23 protein-coding genes and 5 pseudogenes are annotated in these 23,643 nt (G+C 52.2%); 18 read left to right on the top strand and 10 right to left on the bottom strand.

Annotated elements, in window-relative coordinates:
* The first annotated feature begins 239 nt into the window (after positions 1-239).
* The 8 genes from RIN69_RS06450 (at position 240) to RIN69_RS06415 (ending at position 7,695) form a co-directional block, all read left to right on the top strand.
* Positions 240-1,451, top strand: coding sequence for a multidrug effflux MFS transporter (locus RIN69_RS06450; protein WP_313856328.1), 1,212 nt, complete (start codon positions 240-242; stop codon positions 1,449-1,451).
* A 249-nt stretch (positions 1,452-1,700) separates the two neighbouring features.
* Positions 1,701-2,324: an aldehyde dehydrogenase iron-sulfur subunit PaoA gene (gene paoA / locus RIN69_RS06445; protein WP_313857621.1), complete on the top strand. Its 624-nt coding sequence runs from the start codon at positions 1,701-1,703 to the stop codon at positions 2,322-2,324.
* Positions 2,321-3,271: an FAD binding domain-containing protein gene (locus RIN69_RS06440; RefSeq protein ID WP_313856327.1), complete on the top strand. Its 951-nt coding sequence runs from the start codon at positions 2,321-2,323 to the stop codon at positions 3,269-3,271. The genes paoA and RIN69_RS06440 overlap by 4 nt, the downstream gene beginning before the upstream one ends.
* A 4-nt stretch (positions 3,272-3,275) precedes the next feature.
* Positions 3,276-5,474 (top strand): aldehyde oxidoreductase molybdenum-binding subunit PaoC, encoded by a 2,199-nt coding sequence (paoC, locus tag RIN69_RS06435; RefSeq protein WP_313857620.1) that lies wholly within the window; start codon positions 3,276-3,278, stop codon positions 5,472-5,474.
* Between the two features lie 34 nt (positions 5,475-5,508).
* Complete coding sequence (locus RIN69_RS06430; RefSeq protein ID WP_313856325.1) at positions 5,509-6,471, top strand: XdhC family protein; 963 nt, start codon at positions 5,509-5,511, stop codon at positions 6,469-6,471.
* Positions 6,471-7,016, top strand: a complete 546-nt coding sequence (locus RIN69_RS06425; RefSeq protein ID WP_313856323.1) for a nucleotidyltransferase family protein — start codon at positions 6,471-6,473, stop codon at positions 7,014-7,016. Before RIN69_RS06430 ends, RIN69_RS06425 begins: the two co-directional genes overlap by 1 nt.
* A 143-nt stretch (positions 7,017-7,159) precedes the next feature.
* Positions 7,160-7,411 (top strand): type II toxin-antitoxin system Phd/YefM family antitoxin, encoded by a 252-nt coding sequence (locus tag RIN69_RS06420; protein WP_313856322.1) that lies wholly within the window; start codon positions 7,160-7,162, stop codon positions 7,409-7,411.
* Positions 7,408-7,695: a type II toxin-antitoxin system RelE family toxin gene (locus RIN69_RS06415; RefSeq protein ID WP_313856321.1), complete on the top strand. Its 288-nt coding sequence runs from the start codon at positions 7,408-7,410 to the stop codon at positions 7,693-7,695. The genes RIN69_RS06420 and RIN69_RS06415 overlap by 4 nt, the downstream gene beginning before the upstream one ends.
* A gap of 214 nt (positions 7,696-7,909) precedes the next feature.
* Here RIN69_RS06415 and RIN69_RS06410 read toward each other — a convergent pair.
* Positions 7,910-8,575 (bottom strand): annotated as a pseudogene (locus RIN69_RS06410) (alpha/beta hydrolase); the annotation flags it as partial.
* Here RIN69_RS06410 and RIN69_RS06405 point away from each other — a divergent pair.
* The 4 genes and pseudogenes from RIN69_RS06405 to RIN69_RS06390 form a co-directional block, all read left to right on the top strand.
* Positions 8,558-9,210, top strand: a pseudogene (locus RIN69_RS06405) (phage late control D family protein); the annotation flags it as partial. The pseudogenes RIN69_RS06410 and RIN69_RS06405 overlap by 18 nt on opposite strands.
* 114 nt (positions 9,211-9,324) lie before the next feature.
* Entirely contained in the window at positions 9,325-10,191 is an 867-nt protein-coding gene (locus tag RIN69_RS06400; RefSeq protein ID WP_313856320.1) for an AbiJ-NTD4 domain-containing protein, read from the top strand.
* Between the two features lie 92 nt (positions 10,192-10,283).
* A pseudogene (locus tag RIN69_RS06395) lies at positions 10,284-11,111 on the top strand (alpha/beta hydrolase); the annotation flags it as partial.
* Between the two features lie 128 nt (positions 11,112-11,239).
* On the top strand, positions 11,240-12,091 hold the full coding sequence (locus RIN69_RS06390; protein WP_313856319.1) for an aldo/keto reductase: 852 nt from the start codon (positions 11,240-11,242) through the stop codon (positions 12,089-12,091).
* Between the two features lie 41 nt (positions 12,092-12,132).
* Here RIN69_RS06390 and RIN69_RS06385 read toward each other — a convergent pair whose 3' ends face one another.
* A complete protein-coding gene (locus RIN69_RS06385; protein WP_313856318.1) occupies positions 12,133-13,026 on the bottom strand; it encodes a LysR family transcriptional regulator in 894 nt (297 codons plus the stop codon).
* 307 nt (positions 13,027-13,333) lie between these two features.
* On the opposite strand from RIN69_RS06385, the gene RIN69_RS06380 reads away from it, so the two are divergent.
* Positions 13,334-13,585, top strand: coding sequence for a YdgH/BhsA/McbA family protein (locus RIN69_RS06380; protein ID WP_313856317.1), 252 nt, complete (start codon positions 13,334-13,336; stop codon positions 13,583-13,585).
* 219 nt (positions 13,586-13,804) lie between these two features.
* Here the strand turns inward: RIN69_RS06380 and RIN69_RS06375 are convergent, their stop codons facing one another.
* Entirely contained in the window at positions 13,805-14,821 is a 1,017-nt protein-coding gene (locus RIN69_RS06375) for a zinc-dependent alcohol dehydrogenase family protein (RefSeq protein ID WP_313856316.1), read from the bottom strand.
* A gap of 185 nt (positions 14,822-15,006) precedes the next feature.
* Between RIN69_RS06375 and RIN69_RS06370 the strand changes: the two genes are divergently transcribed.
* On the top strand, positions 15,007-15,924 hold the full coding sequence (locus tag RIN69_RS06370) for a LysR family transcriptional regulator (RefSeq protein WP_313856315.1): 918 nt from the start codon (positions 15,007-15,009) through the stop codon (positions 15,922-15,924).
* Between the two features lie 75 nt (positions 15,925-15,999).
* Here the strand turns inward: RIN69_RS06370 and RIN69_RS06365 are convergent, their stop codons facing one another.
* Together RIN69_RS06365 and RIN69_RS06360 are read right to left on the bottom strand one after the other, a co-directional pair.
* Positions 16,000-17,028: an alpha/beta hydrolase gene (locus RIN69_RS06365; RefSeq protein ID WP_313856314.1), complete on the bottom strand. Its 1,029-nt coding sequence runs from the start codon at positions 17,026-17,028 to the stop codon at positions 16,000-16,002.
* A gap of 10 nt (positions 17,029-17,038) precedes the next feature.
* A complete protein-coding gene (locus tag RIN69_RS06360; RefSeq protein ID WP_313856313.1) occupies positions 17,039-18,235 on the bottom strand; it encodes an MFS transporter in 1,197 nt (398 codons plus the stop codon).
* A gap of 225 nt (positions 18,236-18,460) precedes the next feature.
* Between RIN69_RS06360 and RIN69_RS06355 the strand changes: the two genes are divergently transcribed.
* Positions 18,461-19,357: a LysR family transcriptional regulator gene (locus RIN69_RS06355; protein ID WP_313856311.1), complete on the top strand. Its 897-nt coding sequence runs from the start codon at positions 18,461-18,463 to the stop codon at positions 19,355-19,357.
* 213 nt (positions 19,358-19,570) lie between these two features.
* Positions 19,571-19,675: a hypothetical protein gene (locus RIN69_RS06350; protein ID WP_313856310.1), complete on the top strand. Its 105-nt coding sequence runs from the start codon at positions 19,571-19,573 to the stop codon at positions 19,673-19,675.
* 4 nt (positions 19,676-19,679) lie between these two features.
* On the opposite strand, the gene RIN69_RS06345 is transcribed toward RIN69_RS06350, so the two are convergent.
* Complete coding sequence (locus RIN69_RS06345; protein WP_313856308.1) at positions 19,680-19,868, bottom strand: DUF4926 domain-containing protein; 189 nt, start codon at positions 19,866-19,868, stop codon at positions 19,680-19,682.
* A gap of 8 nt (positions 19,869-19,876) precedes the next feature.
* Positions 19,877-20,611, bottom strand: a complete 735-nt coding sequence (locus RIN69_RS06340) for a DUF6883 domain-containing protein (RefSeq protein WP_313856307.1) — start codon at positions 20,609-20,611, stop codon at positions 19,877-19,879.
* 277 nt (positions 20,612-20,888) lie between these two features.
* Here RIN69_RS06340 and RIN69_RS06335 point away from each other — a divergent pair.
* Positions 20,889-21,232 (top strand): annotated as a pseudogene (locus RIN69_RS06335) (hypothetical protein).
* 34 nt (positions 21,233-21,266) lie between these two features.
* Here RIN69_RS06335 and RIN69_RS06330 read toward each other — a convergent pair.
* Complete coding sequence (locus RIN69_RS06330) at positions 21,267-21,563, bottom strand: contact-dependent growth inhibition system immunity protein (RefSeq protein ID WP_313856306.1); 297 nt, start codon at positions 21,561-21,563, stop codon at positions 21,267-21,269.
* The gene (locus RIN69_RS06325; RefSeq protein ID WP_313856305.1) at positions 21,560-22,735 is read right to left on the bottom strand and encodes an RNase A-like domain-containing protein; all 1,176 of its coding nucleotides are present in this window, start codon (positions 22,733-22,735) and stop codon (positions 21,560-21,562) included. Before RIN69_RS06325 ends, RIN69_RS06330 begins: the two co-directional genes overlap by 4 nt.
* A gap of 151 nt (positions 22,736-22,886) precedes the next feature.
* Between RIN69_RS06325 and RIN69_RS06320 the strand changes: the two are divergent.
* Positions 22,887-23,230 (top strand): annotated as a pseudogene (locus RIN69_RS06320) (hypothetical protein).
* 42 nt (positions 23,231-23,272) lie between these two features.
* On the opposite strand, the gene RIN69_RS06315 reads toward RIN69_RS06320, so the two are convergent.
* Positions 23,273-23,635: a hypothetical protein gene (locus RIN69_RS06315; RefSeq protein ID WP_223664847.1), complete on the bottom strand. Its 363-nt coding sequence runs from the start codon at positions 23,633-23,635 to the stop codon at positions 23,273-23,275.
* Between the last annotated feature and the right edge of the window lie 8 nt (positions 23,636-23,643).

Genomic DNA, 23,643 nt, shown 5'->3' with positions numbered 1-23,643 from the left:
TCTGATGCCAACTCTGCTGCCTGCCCGGTAATCCATGAGTGAACAGCGATACCCGACAGGTTAATCATCCTCTTATCAGGTTAAATTTCATACAAACTTAAACCAAACAGAAAAGGCTTGAGCCTGCCTGATAAACATTTATGAATATCATTCATAATCACTATGCCGTTTTCTACGATTATCTTTCTGCCAATCGCCATTAACATACTCTCCCCCTTTTTATATCCCGTTGGATGACTATGTTTGATTCTCAGGCGCGCACGCACAGCGTGGGCGACAAATCGACCGGCCTCACTTTTGTCCTTATTCTTAGTGCGTTAATGGCCTTCACCTCGTTATCTACTGATATTTACCTGCCGGCGATGCCGGTTATGGCGAATGAGTTACAGGGCGATGCCGAGCTGACCATTACCGGTTTCCTTGTCGGCTTCTGTATTGCGCAGTTGATTTGGGGCCCGTTAAGCGATCATTTCGGGCGTCGCGCGCCGCTGTTTATCGGTATGGTGTTGTTTATTATCGGTTCGGTGGGCTGCGCCCTCTCAACCGACATGAGCCAAATTGTCTTCTGGCGCATTTTCCAGGCTATCGGTGCCTGTACCGGGCCGATGCTGGCGCGAGCGATGATTCGTGACTTGTTCAGCCGCACACGGGCCGCGCAAATGCTGTCAACACTGATGATTGTTATGGCCATCGCGCCGATAGCCGGGCCGTTGTTGGGTGGGCAGATGATCAAGCTGACGTCATGGCATGCTATTTTTTGGCTGCTGGGGATTATCGGGGGAGTAATGCTGATTTCTTTATTCTGGCTACCTGAAACCCTCCCGGCAGAGAAGCGGGTCAAAGCCTCGCTATCCAGCGCTTTTCACAACTATTATACGCTGCTGAAAAATACGCAATTTATGCGGTTTACCTTATGCCTGACATTCTTTTATGTTGCGGCCTATGCTTTTATTACCGGTTCGCCTTTTGTCTATATCGCCTATTTCGGCATCGATCCGCAGCATTATGGCTGGCTGTTTGCGCTGAATATTGTCGGTGTTATGGGAATGAGTATCCTAAATCGCCGTCTGGTCAGCCGCTATTCGCTTGAGATGCTGCTGAAAATTGCCGTGGTGGTGGCAGCACTCGCTGCGCTCACTCTTGCACTGGCGGTAAAACTGCACGTTGGCGGCGTCATCATGATTATCGCCACGGTGTTTGTGTTCTTCTCGATGAACGGCGTGATTGCTGCAACCTCAACTGCCGCGGCGCTGGATGCGGTACCCAATGTGGCCGGTTCGGCATCGGCGTTAATCGGCTCGTTACAGTATGGCAGCGGCATTATCTCTTCATTACTGCTGGCGCTGATGAGTGACGGCACACCGTGGACCATGGCGTGGATTATCGCCTTGTTCACTCTGGCCAGCGCGGTAATGGCACTCACCACCCGCGGCGCGAAACCTCTCAGCTGATCGGCAGCGTCGCCAGATTAATTACTGCTGCTCATGACAGTATTCAGGATTTAACACTAATCACTGCGCCAACGCCGTCTACTATTAAATGTCGTTAAAAAAATAATGTGCAGTGCAGTTATGGACAGCGTCCATTTTTTCCTTGTTGAATATTAAGAATACTGGAGGCCTGGCATGAGCAGCCATGGTAATAACGCCGATCGCAGCAGTAAACAGCAGGCGAATAATTCTGAGCAGTGTGACTTCAGCCTGACAAGACGGGAGTTGCTGAAAGCCGGTGCTGCGTCAGCGGCTGTGGCAGCCGTCACGCCATCTAATGCCCTGGCCGACAGCGAGCCTCGGGTGACGCCCGCCCCTGAAATGACGGATCTAACGCTAAACGTAAATGGACAGGTCCGGCAGCTAAAAGCCGACACCCGCACCACGCTGCTGGATGCGTTGCGCGAACATCTGCATTTCACCGGCACCAAAAAAGGCTGTGACCACGGCCAGTGCGGCGCCTGTACCGTAATGGTAAACGGACGTCGCATCAACTCGTGCCTTACGCTGGCAGTGATGCAGCAGGGCGCGGAAATCACCACCATCGAAGGTCTTGGCACCCCCGACAATCTGCATCCGATGCAGGCCGCCTTTATCAAGCATGACGGTTACCAGTGCGGTTACTGCACGCCAGGGCAAATCTGCTCGTCGGTGGCGGTGCTGAAAGAGATCGAGATGGGAATTCCAAGTCATGTGACCCTCGATCTGGTTTCGCCGCCGCAGGCAACCCCGGACGAAATCCGTGAGCGAATGAGCGGCAACATCTGCCGCTGCGGCGCTTATGCCAACATTCTTGCTGCAATTGAAGACGTCGCCGGGAGCCAGACATCATGAAGGCCTTTACTTACGAACGCGTTACCACTCCGTCCGAGGCGGCAGCCAGCGCCCAACGCAAGCCGGGGGCAAAATTTATTGCCGGTGGCACCAACCTGCTTGATTTGATGAAGCTGGAGATAGAGACCCCAACTCATCTGATTGATGTTAATGCTCTGGCGCTGGATAAAATTGAGCCGACCGCTGACGGCGGCCTGCGCATAGGTGCGCTGGTGCGCAATACCGATCTGGCTGCCGACCCACGGGTGCGTCGCGACTATGCGGTGCTTTCCCGCGCGCTGCTGGCTGGCGCATCAGGTCAGTTGCGTAATCAGGCTACCACCGCCGGTAATCTGTTGCAGCGCACGCGCTGCCCCTATTTTTACGATACTAATCAATCCTGTAATAAACGCCTTCCCGGCAGCGGCTGTGCGGCGCTGGAGGGATTTAGCCGACAACATGCGGTGATTGGCGCAAGTCAGGCCTGTATCGCCACCCATCCGAGTGATATGGCCGTCGCCATGCGCCTGCTCGATGCGGTAGTCGAGACGGTCAGCCCGGACGGCAGCACGCGCACCCTTCCGCTGGCAGAGTTCTATCGCGCGCCTGGCAATACGCCTCACCTGGAAACTCAGCTGGCATCAGGTGAACTGATTACCGCAGTTACCCTGCCGCCACCTCTTGGCGGTAATCATATCTACCGTAAAGTACGCGATCGCGCCTCTTACGCCTTTGCCCTGATTTCGGTCGCCGCGGTTGTGCAGGCCGACGGCAGCGGTCGCGTTGCTCTGGGTGGCGTCGCACATAAACCGTGGCGGCTGGAAGAAGCCGATGCGGAGCTGGTTAACGGTACGCAGAAAGTCTGGGAGCGTTTATTCGCCGCGGCGCAGCCGACCGATGAAAACCAGTTTAAGTTAATCCTGGCGCAGCGCACGCTCGCCTCTGTGCTGACGGAAGCGAGGGCTTAAGATGATGAAATTTGATAATCCGGCAACGGAAAACCCGATTGACCAGCTCAAGGTGATTGGCCATCCGCACGATCGCGTTGACGGCCCGCTGAAAACGACCGGCAGCGCGCATTATGCCTACGAATGGCATAAAGAAGCGCCTGATGTGGCGTATGGCTATATTGTCGGTTCTGCCATTGCCAGGGGACGTATTAACGCGATCGACCTGCGGGCGGCCAAAAACGCTCCCGGCGTGCTGGCGATTGTCACCGCCGATAACGCCGGTCGCCTTGGTAAAGGAGAGATGAACGCGGCAAAGTTGCTCGGTGGCCCGGACATTGAACACTATCATCAGGCCATTGCGGTCGTGGTTGCTGAAACTTTCGAGCAGGCGCGCGCGGCGGCAGCACTGGTTGAGGTGCATTATCGCCGCGAACGTGGCGCTTACAGTCTTGCCGCTGAGAAACCTGCCGTCACTACGCCACCAAAAGGTGAATCAGACAAAACAATCGGCGATTTCGCCAGCGCCTTCTCAGCTTCGGCGGTGCAGTTTGATGCCACCTACACCACGCCCGATCAGAGCCATATGGCCATGGAGCCCCATGCTTCAATGGCGGCCTGGCAAGGTGATAAGCTCACCGTCTGGACCTCTAACCAGATGATCGACTGGTGCCGCAACGAACTGGCAAAAACGCTAAAGCTGTCCAAAGAGAATGTGCGGGTGATGTCGCCATATATCGGCGGCGGCTTTGGCGGAAAACTGTTCCTGCGCAGTGACGCGGTGCTGGCGGCGCTGGCGGCTCGCGCGGCAAAACGTCCGGTCAAGATTGCGCTGCAACGGCCGCTGATTGCCAACAATACCACTCACCGCCCGGCGACTATCCAGCGTATCCGAATTGGCACGGATCAGAACGGGCAGATTAGCGCCATCTCTCATGAGAGCTGGTCAGGCAACCTGCCTGGCGGCACGCCGGAAACTGCCGTTCAGCAGACCGAACTGCTGTATGCCGGCGCAAACCGCTTAACCGGACTGCGCCTGGCGCGGCTCGATCTGCCGGAAGGCAATGCGATGCGCGCCCCCGGAGAAGCGCCCGGCCTGATGGCTCTGGAGATTGCCATCGATGAGATCGCCGAAAAGGCAGGCATGGACCCGGTAGAGTTCCGTATTCTCAATGATACCCAGGTCGATCCGGCTAATCCCGAGCGGCACTTTTCCCGGCGTCAGCTGATTGAGTGTCTGCGCAAAGGGGCTGAACAATTTGGCTGGAGCCAGCGCAACCCCCAACCGGCCCAGCTGCACGATGGGCGCTGGATGGTTGGCCTTGGCGTGGCGGCAGGCTTTCGCAACAACCTGGTGATGCAGTCCGCCGCACGCGTTCATCTCAACGCCGACGGCGTGGTGACGGTTGAAACCGATATGACCGATATTGGCACCGGCAGCTACACCATTATTGCGCAAACGGCAGCTGAAATGCTCGGCGTACCGCTGGACAAAGTGGTGGTGCGGCTGGGCGATTCCGATTTCCCGGTGTCTGCCGGTTCCGGTGGGCAATGGGGAGCCAACAGCTCCACGGCTGGCGTTTACGCGGCCTGCGTCAAACTGCGCGAGGCGGTGGCGAACAAACTCGGATTTGATCCTGATGAGTCGCTATTTGCCGATCAACAGATACGTCTTGGCGATCGCCATGCTCCGCTGTCAGAAGCGGCCGCTGACGGTACGATTAGCGTTGAGGACAGCATCGAATTCGGCGATCTGGATAAGCAATATCAACAGTCCACCTTCGCGGCGCATTTCGTTGAAGTTGGTGTCGACAGGGCGACCGGCGAGACGCGGGTTCGCCGCATGCTGGCAGTTTGCGCAGCCGGCCGGATACTGAATCCGAAAACCGCGCGCAGTCAGGTGATTGGCGCCATGACGATGGGTGTTGGCGCGGCGCTGATGGAAGAGCTGGCCGTCGATACCCGACTGGGGTTTTTCGTTAATCACGATTTGGCAGGTTATGAGGTGCCGGTACATGCCGATATCCCCGAGCAGGAAGTCATCTTCCTCGAGGACAACGACCCGATGTCATCGCCGATGAAAGCCAAAGGGGTTGGTGAGCTGGGTTTGTGTGGCGTCAGTGCCGCTATCGCCAATGCCGTTTACAACGCGACAGGCGTGCGGGTCAGGGATTATCCGGTCACGCTCGATAAGTTACTGGAAGGGTTGCCAACGGTTATTTGACATTACGCCAGCCGCATTTGAGGATAAATAACCTATGCTGCAACAATTTTCCCTTATCGAACAATCAGATGAGGACTCGCTGACGCCAGAACAGGCATTTTCGACCGATGACAACGTCGAGATCCTGCGTTTTGCGGCCAAAGCCGCTGACGACGGTATGGCGGTTGCACTGGTGACGTTAGTGGATATCCGTGGCGGCAGTGCGCGTGAGCCGGGAGCGCAGATGGCGGTACGGCAGGACGGCTTATACTGCGGCTTTGTATCCGGCGGCTGTGTAGAAGCCGCCGCTGCCCATGAGGCGCTGGACGTTATCCGTTGCGGTCATGACCGCACGGTGAGTTACGGCGTCGGCTCTCCGTGGTTTGATATCGTCCTCCCATGCGGAGGCGGTATTACCCTGAGTATTCATAAATTGCGCTGCGTCCGGCCACTGCTAAAGGTGCTGACGGCTATCGATCGGCGCCAGGCTGCTGCCCTGCGCTATCACCCCCCGTCTCAGACGCTGCAAAGCCCGGATTCCGCAGCGCTGGAGAGCGGCTGGAATGGTGCTTTTTTTGATATCAGTTACCGCCCGAAAACGCGCGTGATGATTTATGGACGATCCTGGGAAGCCGAGGTCACTGCCAGCCTGGCTCAGGCTGCCGGCTATGAGGTTGCCACCGGCGACAGCACGCCGCACAGCGTGACAGCCACAGCCGTTGATACAAGCACCGCGGTGATCCTGCTTTACCACGATCTTAACCGCGAGCTGCCGGTACTGCAGGCGGCGCTGGCGGCTAAACCCTTTTACATCGGCGCACTGGGAAGCCGCCGCACCCACCAGAATCGCGTTCAGAGGCTGACGGAGCTTGGCTGGCATGCCAGCGATATCGCGCGGATCAAAGCGCCAATCGGCATTTTTCCTAAAGCACGCGATGCGCATTCACTGGCGCTCTCCATATTGGCCGATGTGGCTGCGGCGCGTCTGAGCAGTGCAGACCAGGGAAGATCAGGCTAATGTCCTTACCGACGGTGATTATCCTGGCCGCCGGAAAAGGAGAAAGATTTCTCGCTTCCGGCGCGACGACGCACAAGCTGGATGCGCGACTCGCGGGAAAAACGGTGTTGTCGCATCTGCTGCAGGCCGTGCAATCATCGGGCCTGAAATGGCACCTGGTCAGGCCTGAAGGGGGAACGGGCGGCATCGGCGACTCTATCGCCATCGGCGTGCGTGCAACCTCAGACGCCGCGGGATGGCTGATTCTGCCAGCTGATTTGCCGCTGATTAAACCGGCTTCTTTGCAGCGCGTCGCCGATGCGCTGCGGGGAAATCTTATTGTGGTACCGCACTACCGCCAGCAACAAGGGCATCCGGTGGGATTCAGCCGGGAATATCTGACATCACTCAGCGCGCTGTCCGGCGATATCGGCGCACGGAAAATCGTGCGGGATGCACGACAACGCGGCAATGTGCTGGATATGGCTCTTACCGATGCCGGTGCAGTGCGCGACATCGATCAACTTTCAGATTTGCGCCTTGCGCAGCGCTGGCTGACGAGATAATCCACGCGAAAATCAGCAATTAATGCCGTTGTTAAACGGGCGCAGCACAAAGGTCAGCGTAGCAACCCGCCAGGAGACTTGTTAACAGGTTTTTTCATGGCTACTATCAAGACTTGTGTAACGGTGTTTAATTAAGGTATGCGATGCCTAACATAATCCTGAGCGATACCAGTGCCAGCATCAGCGAACTGAAGAAAAACCCTATGGCTACGGTCAGTGCAGGTAACGGCTTTCCGGTGGCGATCCTGAATCGTAATCAACCCGCTTTCTACTGTATACCCGCCGAACTCTACGAGCGCATGCTTGAAGCGCTGGATAATCACGAACTGGCAAAGCTGGTAAACGAACGCAGCAACCAACCGCTACACCATGTGGATTTGGATAGCTATCTATGAATTACACGGTCAGATTTAGGGAGGATGCGCTGAGGGAATGGCATAAGCTGGATAAGCCCCTGCAACAGCAATTCGCAAAAAAGCTGAAGAAATGCTGTGAAAACCCCCACACAGATACTGCAAAATTACATGGAATGAAAGATTGCTATAAAATCAAACTTCGCGCTTCTGGTTTTCGTCTGGTCTATCAGGTGATAGACGATAGGTTAATTATCGCTGTTGTCGCCGTGGGTAAACGTGAACACAGTGATGTTTATCATCTTGCAAGCGAAAGACTGAGGTAATAAATAGCTAAACGGCGAAGGATTACTTCAGTCACACCCTAATTAAATAATAAATGCTGTGTGCCACTACGCCGATCATTAATGAGATTTTCTCATAGGGTCTATCTAATCAAATGCCTTATCAGCGGCTTATAAATCGATAATAGTAGTTACCTATTATCGATTGCAAAATAACGCTTATTTCTGCTCGCGTACGCCAGTGATAAAACCTGGATTAAATATTCTTATCGAAAAAAATATTGAGCTGGTTTACCGCCTGGTCAACATAGCGAGGCACCCAGTAAGTTTCGATATGGGTGGCGCCATCAATCAGGAACAGCTGTTTGTCAGGCGTTCCACTGGCTTTTTTAAACGCGCCTTCCGTCATGTAAAGCGAATCGGCTTTGGTGCCGGCCATCATCAGCAGCGGTTGATGAATCAGATCCATATTGCTTTGGGCATCAAAGCGCACCAAATCAAGCAGGCTGCTCATGGTATAGCGAAAAGTTGAATTGGGATGCGCGTGAGTTTTGCCGTAGTACTCAAAGCCCTGGCGATAAAGATCGAACGGCAGTTTCGCAATTTGTTCGTCGGTCAGCCTGGCATCGCCGGTGTACGTTATTTCCCCGGTGGCCACTTCTTTGGCACGCGCCTCTGAGGCTTGCTGCAGGCGTTGCTGAATAGTTGCGAGCTGGGAATCCTGATCACCGTTACGGCGCACCAGCCCGGAGTCAAACATGCTCAACGTCGCCAGCGCTTTAAAACGTTTGTCTGTCTGGGCGGCTTTTAACGAATAACCGCCGCCGCCGCAGATACCCAGCAGGCCAATGCGTTCAGCATCTACGCCTGGATACTGGCTGAGATAATCGGCCATGCCGTGAATATCTTTAATGCGGTTAGCAACCCCTTAAGGATAAAATCCAGTCGTGGTTTTGAGAATATTACGCTAGCAGGCATTGCCGGGCTTATCGCCAAAAAGTATCAGCTAATGCTGATCGGCAGTATTGAAACCATCAATATAGATCGGGCGACGCTGTATGAAGAGACGGGCTTGAGCTGGCCAGCGAGTATGGCTATGCAGCGAAGGTAGTTAGCGACAAGTTAATTTTCTTCCATCTGAGCACGCTGCGCGGCCTGGAATCGATTAAACAACTTAAGTCACAGGATATAACCTGTTTTTCTCTGCGCAATACCTCAACATGGTCTACAAGTTTCCGAAAGTGAAACACCATAAAGCAGAAGCAAAAAGCTGATCGTCTATGAGTCTAATTTAAGCGAGAAACAGACCAAGGGTGGCAAGATCAACGGCACAGATTTACTGAAGGTCAACAGCCGCGTCAGCGATCCAGATAGAGCCCCCATTAAGGCTGATTCTGGGCTGGTCAGCCACAACGAACATCAGCAATGCGGCTCTCTGACGATGATGGGCACACCGCAGCTAATGGCAGGCAAATAAATTGAGCTGGCAGGTTTAGCCATTTATCCGTTCAGCGGCTGGCAACCAGGCTACGACATGTGTTTGTTCGTAACAGCGGTTAAGTGAAGGAACTGAAAGTTGATGTGGTGTAACTTCAACCGGAGCAATTCTGGACACTAAAGGAAATTCCAATCATCATTCACACTGAAAATTGTTTGTTACAAGGTGGAAAGATGGCTCTTTTTTCTCAGCGCATGGGAATAACTCCGTTAAAAAAGGCGATTCAACTTGAGTCAATGGATGACGACTTACGTTGTGGACTCTGGAACGTTTTACAGGTTTGTTTTTGGGATCAAAATGGATACGAAATTTCTCACCAGTTGGACGATATTGCGAAAAAAGTTTGGTTTTCTCTATTCAAACTACCCATTGATACATGTCCATCTTTTTTCTATCAGGACCTATACGGTCGATTAGCTGATAATTGCGCACATGCTATCTGCCGTAAATTCTTTTTAGACGAGAAAACCAAGTGGTGGCAAATCTATGATTTTACAGAATTCATATTCAATGAGCTTGAACTGTCGGAAGATACAAAAGCCAATGCTGTAAATTTCCTCAACCGTATGCTGGAGCGTGAGAATGCAGCATACAGATACGTTGGTTCTCAATTGGTTGCTATCAGCGATATTAACGAAATCAACGCTATAGAAATCGCGCTTGAGGAAAATGGTAAAGCAGTGACGTACCATTTTCAGGTAGCATTATCACTGCTGGCTGATCGAAAGTGCCCTGATTATCGTAATTCGATCAAAGAATCGATTTCTGCCGTAGAAAGCTTGTGCGCCACATTAGCTGGGAGTAACACGAAAAAGTTTAGTGATGCACTGGCTGAACTGGAAAAAATGTGTTCTTTTCACCCTGCGTTAAAGCGAGCATTCTTACAGCTTTATGGCTATACCAGTGACAGTGGTGGTATTCGCCATGCGCTAACCGAAGATTCAAAGCATCCCTCATATGCTGATGCTAAGTTTATGCTGGTGACATGCAGTGCATTTTGCAATTTTTTGCGGGCAAAAATGTCAGAGATATCCCAGTAAAGCAACGTTTCTATTTCTTAAACGTCTTTAATATCGTCGTTTTTGCGTACCTGATGACCGCCGGATTTACTGCACAGTCAGCGGTTACCGAGCCGCTAATTATGCTGCACGGTGCCGGGCAGTTTTCCCGCACCTGGGAAAGCACACCGGATGGCCGCGAAGGTTTCCAGAACATTTTCCTGCGCCGCGGTTTCTCAACGTATCTGGTCGATCAACCGCGTCGCGGTAACGCAGGACGCAGCATGGTTGAAGCAACGGTGACGCCAAAACCGGATGAGCAGCTATGGTTCAACCAGTTTCGTCTCGGCGTCTGGCCTGACTTTTTTAAAGACGTTCAGTTTTCTCATGATAAAGAAGCGCTGAATCAGTTTTTCCGCCAGATGACGCCGAATACCGGCCCTTTTGATCTTAAGGTTATCTCCGATGCCCTGTCGGCGGTGGTGGATAAAACCGGCCCGGCCATCCTGTTCACCCACTCTCAGGGCGGCGGTCCGGGCTGGTATACCGCGATGAAAAATCACAAGGTAAAAGCCATTGTCGCTTTTGAACCCGGCAGCAGCTTTGTGTTTCCCGAAAACGAGCTACCTGCTCCGATGCCCAGCGCATTCGATACGCTGCAAGGTGAACCCGTTCCACGGGATCAATTTATGGCGTTGACCAAAATCCCGATTCTGATTTTTTATGGCGATAACATTCCGCAAAAACCGACGGCAATGCCTGCCCAGGATAGCTGGCGGGTGCGTCTGGCGATGGCGCGGGAATGGCGCGATGTGGTCAATAAACACGGTGGCGATGTTACGGTTATCCATTTGCCTGAAATTGGCATTAAAGGAAACACTCACTTCCCGTTCTCCGATCTGAACAATGTGCAGATTGCCGACCAGGTCAGCAAATTTCTGCAGGAAAAAAATCTGCAGTAGCGTGCAGTTACGGAGCAGAGTTCCGATGATTAATGAACTCTGCTAATTAGCCCTAGCTTATTACGCCCTCTAATCTAATAAATACCCTTGCGTTATGCTTTAAGTACACAACAGCTAAGGATTACGTCATGCAAACAGTAAAACTGAACAACGGTATGGATATGCCCCTGCTGGGCTTTGGTGTCTTTCAGATGACGGATGCCGCAGAGTGCGAGCGCGCGGTTATCGATGCCATTGAGACCGGCTACCGGCTGATTGATACCGCCGCCTCCTACCAGAATGAAACTCAGGTTGGGAATGCGCTGAAGCACAGCGGCATTGCGCGCGAAGAGCTGTTTGTTACCACTAAATTATGGTTGCAGGATGCCCATTACGAAGGTGCAAAAGCACAGTTTGAGCGCTCGCTGAATCGTCTGCAGCTGGACTACGTCGATCTTTATCTGATTCATCAGCCTTATGGCGATGTTCATGGCGCGTGGCGTGCGATGGAAGAGTTGCATCAGGCCGGTAAAATCCGTGCAATCGGCGTCAGCAACTTTCAACCCGACAGGCTCGCCGATTTGATCGCTTTCAATAAGGTAGTGCCTGCGGTTAACCAGGTGGAAGTCAATCCGTTCAATCAGCAACTCCATGCAGTGCCGTGGATGAAGAGCCGTGGCATTCAGCCAGAAGCCTGGGCACCGTTTGCCGAGGGGAAAAATGGCCTGTTCCAGCATCCGCTGTTAACCGCCATTGGCGAACGGTATGGCAAAAGTGTCGGCCAGGTAGTACTGCGCTGGATTTATCAACGCGGCATCGTTTCGCTGGCAAAATCGGTACGCAAACAGCGAATGGCCGAAAATATTGATGTGCTGGACTTTGCGCTGACCGAGGAAGAGCTGATACAAATCACCGCACTGGATAGCGCCACCAGCGCGTTCTTCTCTCATCGCGATCCGGCGATGGTCGAGTGGCTCACCGGCCGTAGACTCGACGTCTGAGACTCAGCATCCGGCGATGCCGCGAAAGGTGTCGCCGGGCGTTAAGCAGAATGTCGCAGCGCCTCGATTAACAACGCAAAAGCCGGAGGATGCTGCTTGCGGCTGGGATAATAGAGGTAATAGCCCGGAAATGTCGGACACCACTCCTGCAGAATCTGGATAAGCGCGCCTGATTTAAGTTCATCCTGAATCATATCTTCCGGCACGCAAGCAATGCCAAACCCGCAGGTAACCGCATCAATTCTTTCGGATAACAGGTTAAATGTCAGTTGCCCCTCTACCCTGACGCGCAGCGGTTTCCCTTCTTTCTCAAACTCCCAATGATACAGGCTGCCCAACGTCGGCAGCCGCATGTTAATACAGCGGTGATGCTGTAAATCATGCGGCGTCTGCGGAATACTCTGCGTGGCCAAATAAGCCGGAGCCGCCACCACCGCCATACGCATATCGGGGCCGATTCTGACCGCAACCATATCCTTATCGACACTCTCACCCAGCCGGATACCGGCATCGTAACGGCCATCAACAATATTGACGAATCCATTATCGACCACCAGCTCGATATTAATTTCAGGATATTCTCTCAGGAAAGGTTTCAGTTTTGGCCACAGCAAGCTGCGTGCAGCATGCTCGCCAGCAGTCAGGCGAATATTGCCTGACGCCGTGCCATTTAATTGAATCAGGGCTTCCAGCTCCTGTTCCAGATCGGCAAGACGGGGTTCGAGGCAGGTGATAATTCGTTCACCGGCCTCTGTCGGTGCCACACTGCGGGTGGTACGTGTGAGAAGGCGGATATTCAGACGTTTTTCTAATGCCTTCATCGCATGGCTTAATGCCGATTGCGAGACGCCAAGTTTAGCCGCTGCTTTGGTAAAACTTCGCTCTCTGGCAACAACCAGGAAGATCTGGAGTTCATTGAAGTTTTCTTTAAGCATGGCAGATTTCCTTAACTGATATAGCCTGAAAGACAAAATGTATAGGCTGCTGGCAAAGCCAGTCATTCTGACTTTATAGCTGATATCAGTGACAAAGAAAATCTGACATTAGCCCGGCGCATCGTTCAAAAAAAAACCAAAAAGTAATTTAATCGCTAATCTGACAAAGATGTCAGATTAGCGTCAGCACCCCGACAGTTAAGCAGCGTATATTCAGTCACTAAGATGCACAGTAATTAAATGCGTCTCTTTAAAGCAGACACGCTAAACTTTTCGACATTTTTTTTACTTTTATGAGGTTATTATTATGAAATCTTTACTGATCGCCACAGTTATTATGGGTATGGGTTCCTTTAGTACGGCAATGGCTGCTCAACCGGTCAATGACACCAGCGGAAAAGAGAAGATTGGCGTGGTTTCCGCCAGTAATGCTTATACGCTTGATGATTTGTCAGCTGCATTATCACTCAAGGCGAGTGAGAAAGGCGCTACGTCGTTCAAAATATTATCCACCTCAGGCCAGAACAAACTGCACGGGGTCGCAGAAATTTATCGCTAAATTCGGATGGCTTATTTCGTCATCATTATCTCTGGCCAATCCCCTGAACGGCATGGCCTTAGGATAATAAGTGCAATTTCTGTCCGCTGGATAAACCTGCTGTACGGTAAACTGCTGAAGAGCCAATTGCCATAAACTTCTCGTGACGGTAACAATGGCATCTTCAGCCGTTTATTTTTGAATTATACTTCTGGTCGAAATATGAATAACGGTTATTTTTTATTCATCAGAAACTTTAATAACGATTTTGCCAAATGCGCCACGTGAAAGATGCTTAAAGGCGTCAATGACGTGGTCAAAATCATAAACATGCTCAATAACCGGCTTAATATTATGCTCATTCAGAAACGGATTCATGCGATCGAATGAAGAACGTGGTGCAACCGCAATCCCGCGAAGGGTGGTCTGGCGGAAAATCACCGGCATAAGATCGAGCTGCGCCGTCTGGCCGGTCAGAAACCCGACCTGCGCGACCGTTCCGGCAACTTTTGTCGCCGCAACGGACTGATTGATACCGTCACCACCCGCGACTTCTACCGTGATATCTGCTCCTCTGCCCTCGGTAAGCTCAAGCACTTTATGCTGCCAGTCTGGATGCGTTTTATAGTTAATTCCTTCATCTGCACCGAGCAACTTAATTCGTTCAAGGTTGGCGTCACTGCTGGAAGTGGCAATAACTCGTGCCCCGTAAGCGTGTGCTATTTGCGTGGCGAAAACCGATACGCCGCCGGTTCCCTGCACCAGCACCGTCTGACCAGGCTGCAGTTTGCCGACATCCATCAAGGCGTACCATGCCGTCAGTGCGGCAATCGGCAATGTGGCGGCTTCTTCATCCGTCATACTGTCCGGGGCGCTAACCGCGCTGTTTTCATGAATAATCATATATTCAGCGAGGCCGCCCGGCAGCGGCATCCCGATGCACCAGGCCGGTTCATCTGCCGCCGGCGCACCGTCAAGCCAGCGGGAATAGAGATGCGAATTTACCCGATCGCCAGCGCTGAAACGTGTTACCCCCTCACCTACAGCGACAACGGTACCTGCTGCATCAGAGACCGGAATCAGGGGTTTAGGCACCAGGTGCGGCTCATAAAACCTTTCAACGATGGCTTTATCGCGAAAATTCAGGGAAACCGCACCCACTTTAACCAGCAATTCCCCCGGCCCCGGCTGGGGTGTCGGCACTTCTTCAGGCTGCAAATTCTCGAGACCGAAATCTTTCAATAACCATGCTTTCATTTTGTCTGCTTCCCACTTAGTGAACTTAAGATGCCGTCAGCATAAGTTTGCCAGCCCGAGGGAAAAAGCGGTCAGCTGGTAATTCAGTGTTATCACAGCGGAAACAATCCTGTGACTGGAGTGAGAAGGTTTATAATCCGCCTTATCCGTGTTACTGAAATTACGCTGTGGAGCACCCGTTTAACATGCAATCCAACATGCTCGAACTGATGAAGATTTTCGCTCAGGTAGTGGAATCCGGAAGCTTCTCCAAAGCCGCAGACAGGCTACAGATGCACCGTCCGGCGGTGAGTAAGGCCATCCAGCAACTGGAGGACGAACTCGGCGTTAAGATCCTGCACCGTACGACACGCAGACTGAGCGTAACGGAAGAAGGAGAGGAAATTTATCAGCGTTCTAAGTTGGTTCTGGCTGATGTCAGCGACATGATGGCTTCTTTTTCACCCACTCAGCCGCCGCGCGGTCGCCTGCGCGTTGATGCGCCGCTGGCGCTGACGCATGCCATTCTGGTGCCGGCATTAAGCGAATTTCAGACGCTTTATCCTGAAATTGAACTGGTCCTCACCGCTTCAGACAGGATCACGGATTTCGTTTCAGAAGGTATCGACTGTGTGATCCGGCTGGGTGAGCTGGAGGATTCGAGCTTTATTTCTCGCCGAGTCGGCAACGTGTCGATGGCAACCTGCGCGGCCCCCTCCTATCTCGCCCGACAGGGCGTTCCGCTGACACCTGACGATCTGGTACATCACAAAGCGGTAAATTTTTTCAGCGAGCACAGTCGTGAAGTGATGGACTGGAATTACGCTATCGACGGAGAGATTGTCTCGCGTCGCCCAGGCAGCAATATGCTGGTCAACAACTCTGACGTGCTGATTTCCTGTGGGCTGGCCGGGCTGGGAATGCTTCACGCCCTGCGCACCGCGCTGGAACCGCATATTCAGTCCGGAAAGCTAATTGAACTGCTGGCTGAATACGCGACGGTAACCAAGCCTGTTTCGGTGCTTTATCCGGATCGGCGCTATCTTTCACCAAAGGTTAGGGTATTTACCGACTGGTTCTCGGCGTTGTTTGCGAAGCAGCAGACTCTGCTTATTTCTTCATGACGTTTTGTAATGGACTGCGCCGGACACACGCCACTTAATACCAGCCTCTGCCAATAAGAGGCTGGTAACGAGGTTTTACTTCAGATTTGCCTGAAAGAATGATGTCAGCCTGGCAAAAGGAATCAGATCGGTACGGTCATAGAGATCCACATGCCCGGCACCCGGTACGATATACAGCTCTTTAGGCTGCCCCGCGCGTTTATAAGCATCCTCGCTGAACTCCTTCGAATGCGCCTGATCACCAGTGATAAACAGCATTGGACGCGGTGAGATAGTTTCAATATCGTTAAACGGATAGAAATTCATAAACTTCACATTGCTGGTCAGTGTTGGATGCGTCGTCAGCTGCGGAGTGGTGCCCTCTGGGGTAAACTCGCCGCGCGGAGTACGGTAGAAATCATAAAACTCTTTCTCAATCGCTGAAGAATTTTCATCGATTTTATGTACCGTGCCGCTGGTGTATTGAGTTTCGCCACCGGTGAACTCGCTATAACGCTGCTCTGCTGCTGCGGCGATAATCTGTTTACGCTGTTCCAGCGTTAATGAGTGGTTAAGCGCGTTGCGGTTAGCCGATCCCATGTCATACATGCTGACGGTAGCAATCGCCTTCATGCGCGGATCGATTTTCGCCGCGCTGATAACAAAGCTGCCGCTGCCGCAAATACCCAACACGCCGATACGATTACGGTCGATAAACGGGCGTGTCCCGAGGTAATCCACTGCCGCGCTGAAATCTTCGGCATAGATATCAGGCGAGACGGCATTACGCGGCTGCCCCTCACTTTCTCCCCAGAAGGAAAGATCGATAGCCAGCGTAACAAAACCTTGTTCTGCCAGCTTCTGGGCGTAAAGATTTGAGCTTTGTTCTTTAACTGCGCCCATCGGATGCCCGACGATAATCGCCGGATTTTTGGCTTTTTGATCCAGATCTTTCGGTATAAACAGATTACCGGTGACGGTCATTTGATACTGATTTTTAAAGGTGACCTTTTGCTGGGTAACCTTATCGCTTTTATAAAAATTATCCGCTCCCTCAGACATATCGGCGGCTGTTGCAGCAAACGAGCCAATCAACAGCCCTAACAGCAGGGTAAATTTTCTCACTGTGGCATCCTCAGTTGGTTTGAGTAATCTCTTTACGAGAGGTCAATAAAGTCAGCGCGGCAGCGATAATCAACAGAGCCGCGCTGATGATGAAAGTGCTTTGATAGCCGCTGTGGTCGAAGGCGAAGCCGCCAACCGTTGAGCCGAATGCAATGGACAGCTGCACTATCGCCACCATCAGTCCACCGCCCGCTTCGGCATCATTCGGCAGCGTTCTGGCTATCCACGTCCACCAGCCGGTCGGTGCAGCAGTGGCGATCAGCCCCCATAAACCCAGCAGCGGAGCAACAATGAATACGCTGTGACCAAAAGCGATCAGCGCGCCGGCAACTGCGGCCATCAGTAAAGGAATGGCTATCAGCGTGGGATAAAAAGCGGATTTTAAAAACACGGTTATCACCAGCGTACCAATAAAGCCCGCCACGCCGATGGTCAGCAAAATAAGAGAGAGCATGGCGATATTTACCCGCGTCACCGTTTCAAGAAACGGTCGTAAATAGGTAAACAAGGAAAACTGCCCCATAAAAAATATTCCGCAGGCTGCAAGCCCGACCACTACCAGCGGGTTAGCAAACAGACGAAAAACCGTGCCTTCGGATTGACGGTTCTGATCCGTTTTCATCCCAGGCAGGCTGATGTACTGCCAGATAAAGGCGATAACTGCGATCGGAACCAGACAAAAAAAAGCTCCGCGCCAGCCAATAATCGAACCCAGATAACTGCCAAGCGGTGCAGCAACGACGGTGGCAAGGGCATTACCGCCGTTAAAGATTGCCAGCGCCCGCGGCACCAGATGCTGCGGCACCATGCGTATTGCGGTGGCGGCAGACATCGACCAGAATCCGCCAATCGCGACACCTATCAGGGCGCGCCCGACCATATACACCAGGTAATTGGGCGCTGAAGCGATAATCACACCAGAGACTGCCATCAAAGCCGTCATCGCCAACAATAAAAATTTGCGGTTAACATTTCTGGCAATGGTGGACAGCGAGAGACTGGTCATGACAGCCAGCGCCCCGGAAATCGCGATTCCCTGCCCTGCCAGCCCTTGCGAAACGCCTAAATCTGCGGCAATCGGCGATAGCAGACTGACCGGCATAAATTCCGATGCAACCAGCACAAAGACGCATAACGTCATCGCAAAGACGCCGCTCCAGTACGCGTGTTGTTTGTGATGTGATGCCTCATTCGACAATATAGACATAATCGCCAGCTCCCGTTAAATCCCCGACCGTTTTCAGGCAAGCCGGGGCCGGACGCTATTCAGAGGAATAACGTCAAAATAAATAGTCAGAAAAACCAACAGCGCGTAATCGCGATTGCGCAGTAATCACTGGTTGGAAATTTTACACTTCGGGAGTAAGGTTACTAGCTAATGAATACTTAATGGGCTTATAAGTGTTGCTTATAAATAATGAGAGGAACGCTGATGAAGCGCAATCTTAATGACCTGGTTTACTTTGTTACGGTCGCGCGTGAAGGCAGCTTTACCCGCGCAGCTGCGCATCTTGGCGTGACTCAACCCGCTCTCAGCCAGGCGATTTCAGCGCTGGAAGATCGCTTGCAAATTCGCCTGCTGACGCGAACCACCCGCAGCGTATCACCCACTGCCGCGGGCGAACGCCTGTTACAAGCCATCGGCACCCGCATTGATGAAATTGAAACCGAGCTGGATATGTTAACCGAACTGCGCGACAAGCCAGCCGGAACGGTACGCATCACCTGCGGCCCTGATGTTTTGCACACCACTCTGCTCCCCAAGCTAACGCCACTTTTGCGCGAATATCCGGATATTCATATCGAATTCGATGCCAACCACGGCTTTCGCGATATTGTCGCGGACCGTTTCGATGCGGGAGTACGGCTTGGCGACACCATTGATAAAGATATGATTGCCTTGCCGATTGGCCCCAAATTACGCATGGCGGCGGTGGCTTCTCCGGACTATTTTGCGCGATATCCTGCGCCGAAAACCCCCTATGAATTGACGCAACACCAGTGTATTAATCAACGCCAGATCAGGTCTGGCGGGCTGTACGTCTGGGATTTTGATCAGGATGGGGGCGATTTAAACGTGCGCGTTAACGGGCAGCTCACATTTAATACAACATCACATATTGTTGATGCCGCACTGGCCGGGCTGGGCATTGCTTTTCTGCCTGAAGAAGAGTTTGGCGACCATCTTAAGGAAGGGCGTCTGGTGCGCGTGCTGGAACCCTGGTGCCAGCCGTTTCCCGGCTATTATTTGTATTATCCCAGCCGTAAGCAGCCTTCTCCGGCATTTTCGCTGGTGCTGGAGGCACTGCGTGTCAGAAGCCAGAGTTAATTTGCTTGTTCTGTAACTGTAAGCCCCCGCATAACCGCGACTTCAGGCAAGTTATCTGCAACTTTTGCGTGGCACGGTGAAACAATGGCTGAGCAGTATCACTGGCCTGTGGCTGACGTTTCCGCAGCCTGCCACTGACTTTACATCGTAGGTTCTGTGCGGGCTCATCGGAAGTTCACGATGTAACCGATCCTCACCCTGAAGGGGCAATGGATGGCGGCGCTGGGGTTTGAGACCGGGCAGAAGATCGCGGTGATCATCCGGCTGGGGGAGATCCGAATAATAAAAAACCGGCTCGTGGCCGGTTTAATATTTTAAGTATTTAAGCTATTTGGTCGGGGAGTAATGCAATTTGTGAGATAGTCCTTCCTTCAGAGTCACAGAACTCGACTTCATAAGCTTTCTCTGGTTTTTCATAGATGTCGATAACCACGCCCTGCATCCCTCGATACAAATTCTCTTCTGGCACATCGACCTTTAATGTAACAACATCAAACGGTGTAAAACTCACCAGTGACCTCATTTGTTAACGTATATAGTTGTCAATCTCGGCGTTGTAGATACCACATCATAGATCCAGCCAGTTCTTACTACTACCGCATTTCCGTTAGGTCCAGTAATCGGCACGTCAATAGTCATTCGCTGACCAAATTTATCTGAGGACCCCATTTTTACAGGATTCATCTTCACACCTTTCTGTACTTTCGCAATCAGATCCGCTGCATTTGACTGGTTATAACCTAGCGCTGATTCAAAAACTTTTGCTTTGTTACCTCCGGTAGGATGCTCCGTATTTAAAGCATAGGATGTAACTTTATTGGGATCGATTACAGCCTTATCAGCATTGACTAACCTTCCGGTTGCCGTTGTTTGTGCAACAGTTTCAGCGTAAGTATAATTTTTCCAGTTCTCTGCCGGGCCGGAGAGTTTGCCTGAAGATATAGCTTCCGTAGTACCAGCCGTTTTACCAGCGTCTACAACTGCCGATTCAGCCTTACCCGCAACCTTAGCAACAACCTTCTCCGTCAGTACCGCACCACCTTTTAACATCCCGGCGCCGCCTGCCAGCAATCCGGCAATGTCCGTCACCAGCTTACCGCCCTCAACACCCGCGCCTGCCTCATACGACGAGTCTCCGGCTACCCGACCTGCGGCTAACGTGCTGAGCGCACTGATATTGGCTTTTTGCTCATTGGTCAGATTACCGGGCTCAATGCCCGGATACAACTCACTGGCGATGGCTGTTGCGGCCAACTCTCCCGCTGCCGCACCTGCTGCGCCCCCGGCCGCAGAACCGCCTTACAGCCAGGCAATAACGCCACCGACAAGTGCATGCCCTGCCGTATTTGCAGCAATATTATCACCCGTGGCTTTTTTCACCGCGGCTGACAGATAAGGCGCCAGCCCACCAGCCAGTGCCTGGTTTATGTCTCCGCCACATGCTGGAACGGCTGCTCATCGAACCCGATGAGGCCCTGTGCAGGATGCTCGAGGGCGACGACTTTCGGCGCTACGTCGATAGGGGGGCAGCATGAACATCACCTTTACACCCCAACCGGTCCCAGAGTGACGATCAGCGGCAACACACTGGCTGGGCTGGATTTTATCTCCGGCACACCGTTACAACTCACGCTCCGACCCGATGGCCTGTGGATCACCCTCGTCACCGATGAAGCCACCTGGAACGCATTGTGTGAAGCCAGTCAGCAGCGGCAAGATTTAGGGGCGGACTGGGTACGGCAGAACGGTGAGCTGATCATCGCCGGAGGCTGGATCATTGAGCCCGGGATCACCGATGTGGCACAACTGGAGATCAGCGCCGCACCCGGTGTGATCCGGTTACGGCGGCGGGAAGATGGGGGATTTCAGGCGTAGAAGCAAAGCTCCCGGCCAGTTGGCCGGGAGCTTTTCAGCTCATTTTTTTATATATATGCTTCAACCACTCTTCAGAAGAAGACCATTCATTAGGGTAATAATAGCTACAATCAATTTTGTTAAGAAGGATGTCCTGTAATTCTTCATCTGATAGAGAAAGTGCCAGCAGATAATCTATTTCAGATTTCATCTGCAACCGCTCCTCCGCAGTCTCGGTAGCTTTGTAAGCAGCCAATGTTTCATCCGCATTACCAAACAGCACCTCAAAATCCTGGTTAAAGTAACACCTCAGCAGATATGACAAAGAAGGATACTTTTCTTTAATACTCATGGTGTTGGATACCCAGTAATGATTTTATACCCATCAGGCATTGAAGGATCTCTTCCAATGATAATTCTGGCATTTGTGGCTGGTACAGCACTTGTAGCCCCGCGAGTAACACTAATACCAATAGCAGTAGAAGATTGATAATCAAGTTCCAGGTAAACCTTTTGGCTACCAGATAAATAACTCTGGATCTTCGACTGATTGCTATCAATAACTTTGCTTGTCACAGCTTCTGCTGTAGCTCTATCAGTAAATGTAGATGCTGTTTTTGTATTGCCTGTAGACACTCTATCAAATAACTCCGCTTCAGTTTTTCCTACATGCCGATCAATCAAATGGCCACCTGCTTTCTCATGGGCCGCCAATCCACCGCCGGGCACAATGGTGCTGCTTTGTCCCGTCGCTGTTGTTTCTTTCGCCCCTGATCCTTTACCGATCCCTGCCGCAATTCCCGCTGCGCTAGTTCCTGCCACCTGGGCTAGCGAATTGATAGCAAGCTGCTTCGCTTCAGATGAATCGCCAGACATTAGCGCGTTGTGGATCGCCGCATTTCTGTCTGCTTCCAACTGGATAGTAGTGACCTGAAGAATAGATAATACGTTCTGTTCTTCCGGGCTTAAACTACCGTTAGCCCGCGCTTTTTCCATCAACTCGTTGGTACGATTAGCGTAATCTGCCTGTAACTTGCCGACTTCATTAGCCTTATCGACACAGTCTTGAGCGCCGGTACAGTTCACAACACTTTCATGCTGTTCGGCGTTAATCTTCTTGTATTTCTCAACTACGGCGGTGCAAGCCTCACTTCCCTGACACTGAGTCATTTCTTTGGCTCGGTCTTGGTTTTCCGGCACACTCAGCGCATTATTCTCCACCGCCACCTTACCGCCAACAGCACCCGCGCCTGCCGCATACGACGAGTCTCCGGCTACCCCGCCTGCCAGACCTACGGCTAACGTGCTGAGCGCACTGATATTGGCTTTTTGCTCATTGGTCAGATTACCGGGTTCAATGCCCGGATACAACTCACTGGCGATGGCTGTTGCGGCCAACTCTCCCGCTGCCGCACCTGCTGCGCCCCCGGCCGCAGAACCGCCTTGCAGCCAGGCAATAACGCCACCGACAAGTGCATGCCCTGCCGTATTTGCAGCAATATTATCACCCGTGGCTTTTTTCACCGCGGCTGACAGATAAGGCGCCAGCCCACCAGCCAGTGCCTGGTTTATGTCTCCGCCACATGCTGGAACGGCTGCTCATCGAACCCGATGAGGCCCTGTGCAGGATGCTCGAGGGCGACGACTTTCGGCGCTACGTTGATAGGGGGGCAGCATGAACATCACCTTTACACCCCAACCGGTCCCAGAGTGGCGATCAGCGGCAACACACTGGCCGGGCTGGATTTTATCTCCGGCACACCGTTACAACTCACGCTCCGACCCGATGGCCTGTGGATCACCCTCGTCACCGATGAAGCCACCTGGGACGCATTGTGTGAAGCCAGCCAGCAGCGGCAAGATTTGGGGGCGGACTGGGTACGGCAGAACGGTGAGCTGATCATCGCCGGAGGCTGGATCATTGAGCCCGGGATCACCGATGTGGCACAACTGGAGATCACCACCGCACCCGGTGTGATCCGGTTGCAGCGGCGGGAAGATGGGGGATTTCAGGCGTAGAAGCAAAGACCCCGGCCAGTTGGCCGGGATTCACCACAAGGTCTAGATTAGATCTTCGCCATTTAAAAGCACAATAATATTTTCCTCCCCTAACTCTTTCCTGAGCATGTCTGCTACTTCAGAAGTGTTCAACGCAGGGAAGGATTTATCATTGACTGCAATCAAAAAATAAGACATTGGTTCTTTTAGGCCGAACTCTTCAGCAATTAATAGCTTAGTCTCTTGATTGTATTTTTCAACACGATCATCAATCAGCGCAAGCTGTTGGCGACTTAAAATTGTATGTGGATCAAACATAAGATACGGACCATCAAAGAGATGGTCGTACTTTGCTCTCACCACACTTAACCTTTCCCTCAGATCATCAATACTTATTGATGTGTAACACGCTATATCAATTGACATTTTTTCAC

This window comes from Winslowiella toletana, from assembly GCF_032164335.1.
Classification (GTDB): Bacteria; Pseudomonadota; Gammaproteobacteria; order Enterobacterales; family Enterobacteriaceae; genus Erwinia; species Erwinia toletana_A.
This window is presented reverse-complemented; position numbering and strand designations above follow the sequence as displayed.